Here is a 13,924-nt window from a genome sequence, read left to right as displayed (position 1 = left end):
TTTTATTTAGGTTAATTGTGTAATTATATTTTCTAAACTTTCTAAAACCTCATCATAGCCCAAGGTTTTATTTGTTTCGATTATCTGATTTATGAGAACACTTTCTACTTGTTTTTCAACCTCAACTGACAAAATCTCTTTGATGCTATTTTTAGCCTGAGGATGGTCTTCTAATATATTATTGAAATGTATTCCCAATAAAGTTGCCCCACCTTTAAAGATGGTGTGATCTTCAGTATAAATTTCTTCGTAATTTTCTAAAGATTCCTCACGATGAATTTCCAGATAGTTTTGGAGGATGAATGCTAAATCATCTGCATCCTTATTTGTCTTTTGGCTTCTATCTTTCCAAGCTACTATTTTAAGTAACCCAATTCCTGCTAATGATGCAATATAAATTTCAAGACTTTCGTCAATTTTAACTTTCATCGCAGCTTCATTTACAGCCGAAAAGCCCAAGACTGACATCGCAAATTCTTCATCAGGAGGCCAGAAGATCTTATCATTTTCTTTCATGATATTACCAAACGGCACAATATCAAGATCAAATTTTTCAAGATATTTAAATCGCTGTTTTTGATTTGGGTCCTTTGTGAAATTAGGAAGTTTGGTGATTTCGTCTTCTACTTTTTGATATTGACTCCAATCATTGATCGTGATAGCAATATCCAAATCGTGGGTTAAACGCCCGGATTTCTCATTGTGGAGTTCCATTATGATATCTCTAGCGGTTGCACCTATCACGAAAAAAGAAATCTCCGATTCTTTAAAATATTCGGTTAATTCCTCCAGAATCGGTTTTAATAACGGATGATTGAATTTTTTACTGGATATGCTGTAACTCATTCTCAAAAATTTGGTTAGCTATTTCAACATTCCTCCCTAATCCGCTATTCATAAGATCGGTATATACTAATAAAGGTGGGGCTATATGTAAGTCATCATTCCTCCAGAATTTTTGACGTACTTCAACTCTCCCGTCTTTATCTGGCACCAGTCTCATTTTTTTTGCTAATTCAGGTATTTCTAGATTACTATATATAATAAACTCCTCAGGCTTCAAGTTTCCAGTAATCAATGCTCCGGCAGGCTCACCTCCCCAAGTTATCGCATTTCCAAGACCCGATAATTTTTTCCAATTTTTAGCCCAATCTGGATCTATAATTTTCATTTTAGTCCTTGTAATTCGAGGCTTAAGTACTTCATTGTATTCTATCAGCCAGCGCTCTAAAAGATCCTCTTTATTTTTAAGAACTCTTTTATTTTTTGATTTCATCAAATAGTTCAGCTCTTCTAATTCCGCCATTACATTGCTGACAGATCCCAAAGAAACTTCCACATTTTGAGCGATTTTCCTGTATGAGTGTTGAAGATTTTCAGGTTCACTAAGCAGATAAAATATTATTTTTAATCCAGCTTCTTGAAAGGCTCTGGATTGGTTATTTTTATCTTTTGTCTTTCTTGTTTTGCCTTCTATATAAATTGTCAAATCTCCCTCATTAATAAAGGCATTCCCTGCAGTGTCGATATAATTAAAATTCCTTTCCTTTAACAGCCTAGTTGCGTCTTTTGAAATATACTCTCCAATAAAGATTATTGGCTTATCACTGATCTCGCTCAATTCCTCTATTCGGTTTAACATCAAGCCAAGATTAGACGTCCTCATTGCCGATTTAGCCTCCACAATAAATTGTGTGTTTTTGATTCGTAAAAGCGCGTCATACTTAGCTCTTGAAGTCTCGATTTCTACTTCAATACCAGTTAAATCTTCCAGATTTGTTACAGCTTCGTATATAAAATCATTATTTCGATACATGATTTAATGTTCATTTTTTTAGCGTGTTCAGTGACAATGAACACTCAAATATAATGAACACCATGCTTTTGTCAAAAGAAAATTCAAAATATTCTAACATAAATTAAATATCCGTTAGATTAAGAATTAATATTTAGCAGCTAATAACCTTAATTCTCTCTCCTTTTTTTCTAATATCTTTAGTGCTTCATTGCTATCTTCGTGTCGGCTCCAGAAATAATTCAAAGCAAAGGTTCCCCCAATAGAAAACACCCCAAAATCCATCCAAGCAAGTAAAGCACCTAGCCCCATAGAAGCAGCAGATCGCGTACCTCTTTTAATACCACTTTGCAGTCCCTCCATAGCAGTTTGCTTACCCATAATGCATTTTCGTCCCTCGGTGGTAGTAATAATAAGAACAGGTAACATTGGAAAAATATCTTCTAGAAAATTCTCAACAGGAGAATCAAAAAGAGATTTCATAGGATCGACTAGCGAATTAGTAATATCCTCATTGGAAATATCGCTGTTTAAAAGATTATCATTTAAGCCTGCCACTTCACTAGTGGAAATAATATCAATATCAGGATATTTCTCAAAGGCTTCATTTATATAGCTAAGAGAATCAGTCGCCTTCGCCTGTAGTTCTCGAGCAACAGTACCATCTGCATTCAGAATTTGAAGATCCCATCCTGGCTGCGTAAGTGAATCAGCAACAACCGCATATTGCCCTTCCTCTAATTGTATATCGCCAACCATCTCACCTACATTTAAGTTATCGCGTACATTAAACTCGAATAACTTTCCTTTCCAGTTACTAATAATTCCCGCAAGTTGATCCTCAGACATTTTACTGAGATCGCTTAATTCCAGATTAGGAAAACTAGTTTGGAAAGCCTCAGCTATTTCTGGAGTTATTTTATCATAATCAATATAATCTGAAAAGAAAATCCCGTTGATAGCTGTAGCAGCGGCTATTGAATCTAACAAAGCCTTTTCTCTTTTCTGAACATAATGCTTATACAAATCATTAACATCACGACCTCGGAAAGATTCATAGCTAGATTTTAAAAATGTAATTCTGGGATTCATTTTACAGAAGGATGGTTAATAAAAGAATAAAAGCAATCAATACCCCACCTCCAATAATTAAAAGCTTATGAGTATAAATTTGATTGGCTTGAATTTCTATTGTCTCTTTCAAATTCAGATCTTCTTTTCTTAATTCTCTTATAATTTCATTTACGCCATTTAAATCTTTTTGAAGCTTGGTTATTTCTTCCCCCAATTTTAAATTCTTTTCCTTTTGCTCAATTAAACCAGCATTAAGCCTTTTGCCATCTTCTTCTAATTTATAGATTCTGTGCTTGTCATTTTCAATCTTATTTTTAATTGAATCTATTTCTTCAGAATTCGCCTTGATCCTCCTGGAAGATCCTGCAATTTCACGGTAAAATCTTTCAATCTCGGACTTTCGATCATCTATCTTACCCAAGATCTTATGATTACCCTCTTCTAACTTTTTCGCGGTTGTAAGAACTCCCATTACCGCTTCTTTGTCGTACGAATTATTTTCTTGCAATTCTTTTACCTCTTTGCGATATCGATTTATGTCATTATGCATTCCTAAAACAATAGTAGAATAGGTTTCGGTAAACTGATTGATTTGTTCTGAGACTTTGCCCATTGTAGGTTAGATAAGGTTAGTAGATAATAAACCTGGTAGGGTAGGTTAATAGAGCAACAATTTAGAAAATTTTATGTTTTTCTGGCAACACTTGTTAATAATTCACACGGTTTGCCATAAAAATAGATATCGAATGTTCATCTTTTTTTAGAAATTTGAGTAAATCAACCTTAAACGCAATTTTGAATGAGCACCAATACATTTTTGGATGAATATCAATTTCTTAAAAAACACCTTCCTAAGGCTTTAATAAAACCAGAAATAGACACTTTTAACAAATTACATTCCGATGAATTATTTCATTCTATTAATGACTACCTAAGAGCAAACTCGGAAGAGAAATATATTGAAGCAGACTTGACCGAATATTCAAAACCCTCTGCTACAAGTTTAAATGTTAAAGCTGAAAAATTTCAAGATTTATATAAGCATTTATTTTCTGACTTCAACAATGATAATATAGCTGACCCCAATCTTATCGATAAACTAATTGAAGATTTAGGAAGAAAAGCATTTGGTTCATATCTCCCAATGCATTCTCATTTTGAGAACAAACGTTATCCCTGGGGCATCTACCTTTTCCCTCAATTTATATTAGGAAGATCTCAGCAATTGCATAATGAAATCGGAAAAAAACTAAAAGTAAATCTAGAAGATATTAAATACGCCTATAGCTACGCAATTTTCCGCCACCTTTTATTTCATCATCAAGTGGAAAGGTTCTCAACAAAACATGAAATATTAACTCAAACCGTGAATTATAAAAAGTATCGCAAGAAAGTTTATGATGGGACTTCCAAAACTAAAAAATGGTTAGAAGAGGCTTTAGCAGAGGTTGCCGTTTTAAGAAGCACTCATATCAATAATAATGTTGCAATGGATAAGAACACCTTTCAAGAATTATACAAATATGATCTTCAATCAATGCCTCCTGGTAACCGGGATTATGATTGCGGTAGTTTTGGAGGTCAAGATGAAGCTCAACAATACTTTGCTTCTCAAGTGATTCAATGTAAAATAGAAATTTCAGAACCAAGTACATCTATATGTACAGTTAACGCTAATGAAAATAACCTTCCAATCAAACAAGTCCCTATCTATAAAATTGAATTTGATATCCCCGAAAGAATAAGAACACCAAGAGAAATTGTAATAGGAGTTTAAAATTATTCGGTCTATTCGAGACATAAGGGTACCCGGGGTGTTTTAGGGTCTATGCCGTAAAAAGAAAATGAAACCTTTTTTAGGGGGAGGGGGTGGGCAAGCAAAATTTACGGTATATACTTTTCAACTTTTTGTAAACCAATTTTTCTGTACAGATTCATGTGGTGCAATTCATCTTAAGAATTAACTTATTTGGAAGCAAAACAAATCGCCAATCTTATAGAACTCACTCTTCTCAACCGCAGAATTACATTTAAACCGAACACAATACCTATTGTTAATCAAAGAGAAAAAGTTAAAGGACGGGGTTGAATAAGACCCCGTCCAAAAAGTCAAATTGTACTGTTCAAAAAGTGATGGGTTAAGGGTAGTTTAAACCTAAGCAAATTGGCTTTTAACTCAGTTACAATTGTTAACCCATTTTAATATCCCTACAGTTAACCACCGAATGTAACATCAAAGGGCCCGTACACGGTCCATTCCACATGCACATAGAATTTTGCAGGAGTTTCAGCAATAATTTTAAGGTTTGTTATGTTTCCCCAATCGTATGCTCCTCCCCCTGCGCCATAAGGTCCACCACTGAATGGGGCCTCTTTAGAACCAGTAAGGTTTTTTTGACCTGTAATCTCAAATCGAATCTTCCCATATTCAATATTGAAATATATTTTTCTGCATTTTCTTACTTCCCCAGTCTGCACATACTTGCCTTCACGAAGTTCAATTACTTTTTGCCATCTTTTCCGTTCAGAAATTTCTTCAAGTGACAAATTCTCATCAACTACCTCTGGAGCCATTTCGTTTTCTTCTGCCATAATTATTGGTTATTTAAATTAAGATTGTCCTACTCTTTTGGCTTTTCGGTTACTCCCCGTTTTTTAAATGGTTACAAGCCTCCATTTTTTAACTAATGGTTATGATTCTACCCTGAAAACAGTCAGTTCAAGGAGATTTTGATGACTCTATAGCATGGCAACAAAAATCAAATATTTTCACAAAGTTCATCCATTTACTAATTAAGCAATAATAAGCACAATATTTTATTTAAATATATGTTTTTAAAGCAATCGTTTAACTTATATAATGAATTATTTTTTTGCGTGATTTAGATACTGCGATTTAGGAGAAGTCAATAACGGAAGGGATATTCAATCTTTTTTAACTTAATTGTCCTAAGATCGGGAACAACAGAATAGAAAATTACGTTTGACTCTAAATTAAGGTAAATCCTGTTTAAAATTCTATTGGAATTTCTGCTAAGAAATTACCATTCCTATCCTTAGGAAACGAATTCTTACAAAGGAGACTGATCTTGAATCAATATTATCTATTTTTTCATCCACTCAGAAGAAAGTGGGCCTCTAAAATATAGCTGCGTACAATCTAGCGTACAATATTAAACCTTAAAAACAAAAAAACCCTCAAAATCAACAGATTAAGAGGGTCTTTGGTACTCGGAGCGGGAGAAGAAACCCTAAAATTAACGAATTCACCACAGCCTAATAAAATTGATAAAATATTAGTTAAACTCAATTATGACAGTTTATTAAACAAGGTTTATTTTCATTTAAATAAATAGAATAAAATAGAATAAAATCGTAATTATGTTTGGAAGACGTTTGGAAACTAAATATTAAAAGATTAATTTAGTAATGTTCAAATGTTCAACTTCATATTATGGCAACGGTTAAATACAGGATACGAGGCAAATCCAAGCAAAACACTTCAATTTATATTTATCTATCTACAGGGCGCGGCAATTTCGTTGAGGTTGCTTCGGGCTTCACTGTTAATTCAAAAGATTGGAGCAAAACCACAAACAAACCCAAACAAAATTCAGAAGAGAACCGAAAGACATTTAGTGATCTGAATAAATTAGAAAAGTTTATTTATGATGAGGTGAACGATGCTAATTCTAAAGGGGTTCTAATAGATGCTTATTGGTTACGACAAAAAATAAATGAATGCTTTAAAAGGGTTAAAAAGACCGATAACACTTTGCTCACAAATCATATCCAATTTATTATTGATAATGCCAATACCCGAAAGATAAAAGGAAGTGACAAAATAGGATTATCGGAAAGAAGAGTTTTAGGTTATAAATCTTTTCTTAAAGTGATCCAGGATTACGAGAAGGTAATTAAAAAGAAGATTCACTTTCTGGACATTAATAAACCTTTCGTAAATAAGTTCACTAATTGGTTACTCAATACCCGGAATTACGCAACGAACTACGCGGGTAAAATTGTAGACAATCTCAAAACCGTTGCCTTAGATGCAAAATCGATGGACATTGATTGCAACCCGTATGTAAATAAAATAGAAAGTTTTAGAGAACGAAATCAAGACCGCTATATAGTTACTCTTTCCTTTGAAGAGTTAGAAAAAATCAGAAAGGCAGATTTAGAAAATGAAGCCTTAATAAATGCCCGAAAGTGGTTATTAATTGGATGCGAAATTGGTCAAAGAGCCAGCGATTTGCTGAGGTTGACTAAAGAAGATATACGATATTCCAAAGGGAGTTATTACATAGATATTGAGCAAAAGAAAACAGGTAAAAATGTTACTATAGGCGTAATAGCACCGCACGTAATAGAAATAATTGAAAATGGCTTTCCCTATCCTGTAAGTTCTCAAAAACTCAATAAGCATATTAAAAAAGTCTGTGAAAAGGCTGAAATCACTGAAAAGATAGAAGGTAAAAAATATGACAAGGAAAGCGGACGTAAAAAATTAAAGAAATACCGCAAATGCGATTTAATTACTTCACACTGTTTTAGAAGATCCTTTGCTACTAATTATTATAAAAAAATACCTACTCCAATTCTAATAAATATTACCGGGCACTCTAAAGAAAGTCTATTTCTAGAATATATTAACCGAAGAGAGGACAAGGATGAAAACGCCAATTTATTTATGAAGTTCTATGAGGAGATACATAAAACCAAAAAGCCGGAACTGAAACTAATTAAAAACGCCTCAAATGAGAACTAAATCAAACATTCATAAGATTCACGATGAATTTTTAACCTATGTAAAATACCGGGATGAGTATTCCATAGAAGAGAAAAAAGAAATTTTAGAATATTTCAAAACTGAAATTAGGAATAGGGAAATATAAAAACATCTAATAATGAGCGTTAACAAAGATTATTTAACTTATTTAGAAAATAAGGATCAGTTTTCAGATCAACAACGGGACGAATATTTAGAATATTTTAAAAAACAATACTTTAAAAAACTATCTTCCCTAATAGACCCGGGGCTTAGGTATTAAAATATTGTTCAAATGGATGAAGCACTAATCCTCGGATATAATGAAATTGTGGGATAAATACCAAATCTATAAGCAAAATATAGAAAATTATTCCAAAGAAGAAAATTTAAGATTATTAGATCAGTTTCAAAAGGAATTCAGCAAACTTGACAACAATCAAAATACTTTCTAAATTTTCTTTAGATTAGTAACGGCAACGCAGTAAATACCTTAGTCAATGCAACCAAAAGCATATTACGCCGGTAAATCTTATCACATTACAGATTTACTAAATGAGATTGAATATTTAGTAAAACTCAACACCCTTGAGCGGATCCAAAAGGCAGAACAGGAAATGAATCTTTTAATTTCCAAAAAGGAAAAATATGATTTTCTCACAACTCAATTAGAGGTGCTAAGGAAGGATTTTCCTTCGGAATTATTTACAGCGCAGCCTTTTGACTATCATTTAAATGCCGAAAAAGGAAAATTAATAATAGATAGGGAAACGGTTATTAATCTGTCTTATGAAGTTCCTTCAGGAAAAGCAGAAGAGGAAATATCTTTATTTACTGAAGATTTAGCATCCGATGATTTTAACCCCTCCTATTTCACTTTAGAACCGATTTATAATGCTGAGGAATATGTGCGAAAATTTGTTGAACTGAAAGGGGAATTTATTTGGCACCTCATCAATTACATTTTGTTCAATTACTTCAAAGATCAAAGGCGGGAATTAGGTTACAAAGATCCTATCGGACAAACTGAAAAGGCCTTTTTCCCTTTTGTTAATGAAACCTCTTTTCAACAGTTTCAGGAATACCAACAGCATATTATAGATCCTTACTTAGATCACAGTTATCTTTTCCAACGGTTAAAAAAGGAAAAATTAATTCAGCATTTACGACATATGGACTTCATGAAATTTCTGAAGGATAACAATTATATAAGTGAGAAAACATTTGATGTATTTGTAGAAAAAGGAAATTTTTATTCTCTTGATAAATGCGGTGCCGTTCATAGGGAAAATAATTTTAATAACATCTTCAAAATATAACCTCAACAGTTTTCCGATTTTTCGGAATAAACTGCCATTTATCGGAAATGAAATGCATTGAAATTTGTTGAAACAAAAAAAGTTTCGGCAATGAACAATGTAACTCAACTTCACAACACAACTCCTGAACAACTTCAGGAATCAATCCTAAAAGGCGTAAAGAGCCAATTAGACGAACTTAAGAAAGAATACCAACCGCGAGAGCCCGAAGAGTATCTAAGTCGCGCTGAGGTCGCCAAAATGCTTAAAGTGGATATTTCCACAGTGCATAATTGGAGTAAGGCCGGAAAACTTCAACGGCACGGGATCGGAAACCGTGTTTATTATAAACGTTCTGAGGTAGAACGTGCAATTGTTCAACTTTAAATCTTTTAGCAATGCACGATATACCCGCCCCAATTATCCATACTTACACCGAGATCAATAAAGGAAAATATAGAAGTGTAAGACATTTCGAACTGAAAACCGTTAAGAACGGAAAATCCGTTCTATCGGATAGGATAAACCTTCAGAAAGACAGACAATTTGCTAAATCATTCCCTAAGTATTGGTTAAAAATCCGAAAAGGTAAAAAATGGAGTAGACCCATTACAGGCCTATTTGATACCGATAGACCTAATTTATTTCATGGGGATAGTCAATATAAAAAACACCTCATCATAGTTCATATTCCGAACCAAAGTGGCCAAGTGTCTATCTACTATTTTCAGAATTATTTCACCCTAAATCACGCAGATATTGTTACGCAGATTGACAGGGATATACGATTTAAAGAACTGGGACATGTTTAATAATCGCACCGAAATAACACTATATTCTGTTTTAGGGCCAAAAACCCTATACAAAGATCCTCCGGGATATAAAAACAGCGAACTCGATTTAAAGCGAAGTGAAGCCACTTTTGGCATTTTCCTGAAAGTAGAAAACAACCTTGAATTCATAGGAGAAGCCAAACAGTATTTAGAAAACCTCTATGCTTTATATGGCGTTCATGCCAAGTGCCGAATGATTCGCAAAGAACAGCACCCGACAACGGACGACTGGGAGTTACATTCAGAAGGATTCTTGGACTTTTCCACACGGGAAATCGAGAACGGTAAATTAACCTTAAAATTTGTTGAAGGCGGTTTACGTGAAATATTAACCTCACAATTACGGGAGAAATTCGAATTAAACAGGACAACGGATATTGAAGGGAATCCGATAACTACTTTAAAAAGAGATGATGTTCTTTTTGAAGGGCGTGAAATCTTTTTGTTATCCCGTTGGGAAAATCAGGAAACAACCGATTTTAGTCTGCATTCCGGGGAATGGAATTCTTCAGGGGCAAACCGTGAAGGATTTAGACCAGCCCCTTGCGTATTAGTATCAAATGCCGATCCTGAGAATATATCGCAACCGCAAAATGTTACGTTTGCTCAAAGAAGGAGTGATATAAGTATAAACCAGATGTTCTATTTGATAGCGGATAGAGATCATGGAAAAGTAAAAGTACCGATTAACCTTTCTTTTCGCATCAATGGTATTTCTCAGCATTTAGTTAGTGTTGCACAATTCAAAGTAACACTAAGACGCTACTTAAAAACAGATGTAGATAATACCCTTGTTTATCAGGACGAGCAAATTTTAATCAATGTAGGAGATCCGCGCGACCACGATCAGGAAACCTTTTCCTATAACGGAACGGTAGAACTCGATATTAAAAAAGACGAGAGTTACGGCCTTTTCTTTTGGATAGACGGAGCGTATGGAGGCGGTGTAGCCGGGGATGGATATATAGAAGTATTTTTCGATAACTATACGTTTAACCAGGAGTTTAGGGAAGATTCGTTTTTTGGGAGCACTAAATCCCCTTGCATGACTGCATGGGATGCTTTTAACCGGCTTTCAGAAATCTACACCGGAAACGTTAATAGTTTTGAGAGTTATTTGTTAGACGGACGGGATACTACACTCCTAACCGATAGCCTGCATAATTTAATCTTTACCCCCGGCGGCTGGGTTCGTAACCTTAAAAAGAAAGACGACAACGACAATTTGTTAGAATGGCCTTTAGAGTTGTCTTTTAAAGATGCTTATAAAGCAATTCACGCCGTTTTACCCGTGGGTTATGGTATCGGTATTGAAGGGAACAAACAAAAAATACTCTTTGAAGATTTACGCTTTTTCTTTCAACGCACCATTGTAGGTCATCTAGGAAAACTCAGCAATATAAAAAGGCAAACGGCCTCTGAATTTTGCTACCAGTCATTAAAATTTGGTTATCTCAAAGGAGGCGAATACGAAAAGCCTTTAGGACTTGACGAGTATAACACCCAAATGACAAGCCGAACCCCTCTAACCATTACAGATAATGAATATGAGGCACTGGGAACGGCAAGAACGGACGCATACGGCTTGGAAGATGCCAGAAGAATGCAATATGCAGATTACCCCGATGAAGATACACCTTACGATAGAGATAATTTCCTAATCGATGTCAAAGACACCCAACGCCAAAGAAGAAACAAACTCTTTGAAGTAAGAAAATGGCAAGACGATTTTGAAGAACAACCCACCGGAACCTATGCCCCTGATACCGGCTTTAATTACAACCTAACCCCGGCGCGAAACAGACAACGGCATTCGTGGTGGTTTAACAACGGGATTGTTAAGTTACAGGACAAAAACATTCAATTCCTGAACGCCAAAGGAAACAGCGAGTTAAAAACAAAGAAGGCCGGCGAAGGCTATGTAAAAGAAAATGCCGATGTACCGATAGCCGATCTAAACAAGCCTTTATTTGAGCCGGAATGGATCGATGCGGAAAAACATTTCGACAAGGAACTTTGGAACAAATTACTCGATACTACCCTGATTGACGGGCGTAGAATTAACAACTATTACGGCCTTTGGGAATTCACCAACGAAGACAACCGAAGTGAGTATGCTTATATATTCTCGGTAAAATCAAAAGACAAAATGACCTTTAGATTGCTTAAGGCTTACGGCATTTAGGCCAACAAAAAGAGGGGTGCATAACCCCTCTAATATTGTTCAAATGTAAGGCAACGTGGCAACGCTTACCCTATTGTCAAATATAAGAATTTCTCTTGATTGATTTTATTAAATATGAATTAAATAATGTAAATCCTGACACACTGGAAGGAAGCCGTTATTTAGATTTTCACAGTAAAGTCAATACCAAAACAGGGGAATTAGGTACTTTTATAAATGCCTATTATAGAGGTCTCGAGTTTAAAATATTTGAACCAACCTCAGCAAATCCAATTAGGAGAATAACCGTTGAAGGAAGTTTACATAAGTATTGGAATAAGGGCGCACACAATTTTAACGACTTCGGAATAGTTGAGGTTAAAGAAGTCATTTCCGATCTTCAAAAGAAATTTTTAATAAAGCCTGAAAACTGCATTTTAAAACAGTTAGAAATAGGAGTTAATATAAAACCACCTGAAAAGACTAAAACCATTTTAAAACATTGCCTTATACACAAAACAGACCGTTTAAAGTGGATCTTTACACATGATGAAGGTAATTACATACAGGCGAAATACCAACAGTATATATTGAAGATATACGACAAAAAGCAGCACTACAAAAACAGAGGTTTCAATATTGAAGATGAGGTTTTGAGAATTGAAATAAAATATACCAAAATGCCCTATCTTAAAAGTAAAGGAATTATGACTATTGCTGATCTTCTTAAGTATAGTTTATACAACTTTACCCCGGAACTTATAAAGCAATGGCACAAGGTTATTTTTTATGATTTTAAAGCCTTGCCTGGCACTCAATACGAACAGACATACAGCAACCCTAATTATTGGGAAAACTTAAATTATGAGAATTTTAAGTACCACCGCAAGAACCTCAACAATATTATAAAGGCACACCCGGAAAATATCAAATTCCAAATAGCAAAATTAATAAAGTCAAAAGCAGAATTTCTAAATACCGAAACTACCGAAATTAACCCTTTATATATACGGTTAAAAACGGTAGTTAGCACCTCAGAGAATAACGATCCAAATAGAAGGTTTTGCCAGGTAACCGGATTAAATATATCTATGCAGAAAGAAGAAAGTATTTTGCTCAGTCATACTGGTCTAAAATATTATTACAAAACCGATAAAAAGATTTTTAAAGAAGTAAAAAGGAAATTCCTTTCAACCCTTTGGAGTGAAGCAGATCACAAAAAACAAATTAAAGAGATTGCCCATAATATCAGAAATAAGGCAAACAACCAAAGAATAAAACAGTCCAATCTATATCCTACCCATCAAACGAATTTACTGGACATTGTAACTATTAAAAGACACTAAGATTGCACTAAGGGCTCAAAAACCTTTCACGGTAAGATTACGGTAAGGGTTCTACCGTTAGTTAACGGACATGCAGAAAGATTTTTTAACGGTCAAATAAACCTGAGAAAACCTAAAATCAAACTAAGTACTTGAACCTGACAAAACCTGACATTAAGAAAAGAGTTTACTACCATAATAAAAAGAATCGAGTAAGGTTTTTTGATAGTCATTACGCGCGCAAGGAATATATTTAATTATGCCTATAAACGTCAAGATTGCGTCAAGGATAAATAGTATTGTTTTCAGTCCCCAAAGACCCTAAGAACAGCCTAAGAGTAAAATCCAAGCAATACGCGCACGCGCGCGAGGGATGAAGTGTTTTCCAACCCGATAAAAAAGGAAGTTTTTTTGAGTCCATAACGTGAGGGTGAAAATTGAAGATTTTTTACAGGTCACAACGCGCACACGACCAAGATTTTTCTAAAGTCATTACGCACGTGCGAGAGACCGCTAATAGTAAAGAATTTTTAGAGTTCATAACGCGTGCGAAAAAGTGATTTAATGGACCTAACAAAACCTAACATTCAGGAGGGGATTTTTCCCCTATTTTACAATTTAGAGTGATTCTAATTTTAATTATTCATAAATTAATTCTCTAACC

Annotated in this window: 13 protein-coding genes; 8 read left to right on the top strand and 5 right to left on the bottom strand. The window is 34.5% G+C overall.

Annotated elements, in window-relative coordinates:
• Positions 1-6: 6 nt before the first annotated feature.
• The 4 genes from NE848_RS05815 to NE848_RS05800 all read right to left on the bottom strand — a co-directional run bounded on the left by NE848_RS05815 (position 7) and on the right by NE848_RS05800 (position 3,377).
• Positions 7-846 (bottom strand): nucleotidyl transferase AbiEii/AbiGii toxin family protein, encoded by an 840-nt coding sequence (locus NE848_RS05815; protein WP_252111376.1) that lies wholly within the window; start codon positions 844-846, stop codon positions 7-9.
• Positions 824-1,816, bottom strand: coding sequence for a type IV toxin-antitoxin system AbiEi family antitoxin (locus NE848_RS05810; RefSeq protein ID WP_252111374.1), 993 nt, complete (start codon positions 1,814-1,816; stop codon positions 824-826). Before NE848_RS05810 ends, NE848_RS05815 begins: the two co-directional genes overlap by 23 nt.
• Before the next feature lie 126 nt (positions 1,817-1,942).
• On the bottom strand, positions 1,943-2,887 hold the full coding sequence (locus NE848_RS05805) for a hypothetical protein (RefSeq protein WP_252111372.1): 945 nt from the start codon (positions 2,885-2,887) through the stop codon (positions 1,943-1,945).
• A 1-nt stretch (position 2,888) separates the two neighbouring features.
• The gene (locus tag NE848_RS05800; protein ID WP_252111370.1) at positions 2,889-3,377 is read right to left on the bottom strand and encodes a hypothetical protein; all 489 of its coding nucleotides are present in this window, start codon (positions 3,375-3,377) and stop codon (positions 2,889-2,891) included.
• 291 nt (positions 3,378-3,668) lie between these two features.
• On the opposite strand from NE848_RS05800, the gene NE848_RS05795 reads away from it, so the two are divergent.
• Positions 3,669-4,646: a hypothetical protein gene (locus NE848_RS05795; RefSeq protein WP_252111368.1), complete on the top strand. Its 978-nt coding sequence runs from the start codon at positions 3,669-3,671 to the stop codon at positions 4,644-4,646.
• Positions 4,647-5,083: 437 nt separating this feature from the next.
• On the opposite strand, the gene NE848_RS05790 is transcribed toward NE848_RS05795, so the two are convergent.
• Entirely contained in the window at positions 5,084-5,461 is a 378-nt protein-coding gene (locus tag NE848_RS05790) for a hypothetical protein (RefSeq protein ID WP_252111366.1), read from the bottom strand.
• An 862-nt stretch (positions 5,462-6,323) separates the two neighbouring features.
• Between NE848_RS05790 and NE848_RS05785 the strand changes: the two genes are divergently transcribed.
• From NE848_RS05785 to NE848_RS05755, 7 genes are all read left to right on the top strand, one after another.
• Positions 6,324-7,640 carry a tyrosine-type recombinase/integrase gene (locus NE848_RS05785; protein ID WP_252111364.1) on the top strand — a complete coding sequence of 439 codons (1,317 nt, stop codon included), beginning with the start codon at positions 6,324-6,326 and terminating at the stop codon, positions 7,638-7,640.
• Positions 7,630-7,767 carry a hypothetical protein gene (locus NE848_RS05780; RefSeq protein WP_252111362.1) on the top strand — a complete coding sequence of 46 codons (138 nt, stop codon included), beginning with the start codon at positions 7,630-7,632 and terminating at the stop codon, positions 7,765-7,767. Before NE848_RS05785 ends, NE848_RS05780 begins: the two co-directional genes overlap by 11 nt.
• Before the next feature lie 373 nt (positions 7,768-8,140).
• Positions 8,141-8,959, top strand: coding sequence for a hypothetical protein (locus tag NE848_RS05775; RefSeq protein ID WP_252111360.1), 819 nt, complete (start codon positions 8,141-8,143; stop codon positions 8,957-8,959).
• Positions 8,960-9,049: 90 nt separating this feature from the next.
• Positions 9,050-9,325 carry a helix-turn-helix domain-containing protein gene (locus tag NE848_RS05770; protein ID WP_252111358.1) on the top strand — a complete coding sequence of 92 codons (276 nt, stop codon included), beginning with the start codon at positions 9,050-9,052 and terminating at the stop codon, positions 9,323-9,325.
• A gap of 11 nt (positions 9,326-9,336) precedes the next feature.
• The gene (locus tag NE848_RS05765) at positions 9,337-9,750 is read left to right on the top strand and encodes a hypothetical protein (RefSeq protein ID WP_252111356.1); all 414 of its coding nucleotides are present in this window, start codon (positions 9,337-9,339) and stop codon (positions 9,748-9,750) included.
• Positions 9,743-11,956: a hypothetical protein gene (locus NE848_RS05760; protein ID WP_252111353.1), complete on the top strand. Its 2,214-nt coding sequence runs from the start codon at positions 9,743-9,745 to the stop codon at positions 11,954-11,956. Before NE848_RS05765 ends, NE848_RS05760 begins: the two co-directional genes overlap by 8 nt.
• 95 nt (positions 11,957-12,051) lie before the next feature.
• On the top strand, positions 12,052-13,281 hold the full coding sequence (locus NE848_RS05755) for a hypothetical protein (RefSeq protein ID WP_252111351.1): 1,230 nt from the start codon (positions 12,052-12,054) through the stop codon (positions 13,279-13,281).
• Positions 13,282-13,924 lie beyond the last annotated feature (643 nt).

The sequence above is a fragment of the Gramella jeungdoensis genome (genome assembly GCF_023805255.1).
In the GTDB taxonomy this organism is placed as follows: domain Bacteria; phylum Bacteroidota; class Bacteroidia; order Flavobacteriales; family Flavobacteriaceae; genus Christiangramia; species Christiangramia jeungdoensis.
This window is presented reverse-complemented; position numbering and strand designations above follow the sequence as displayed.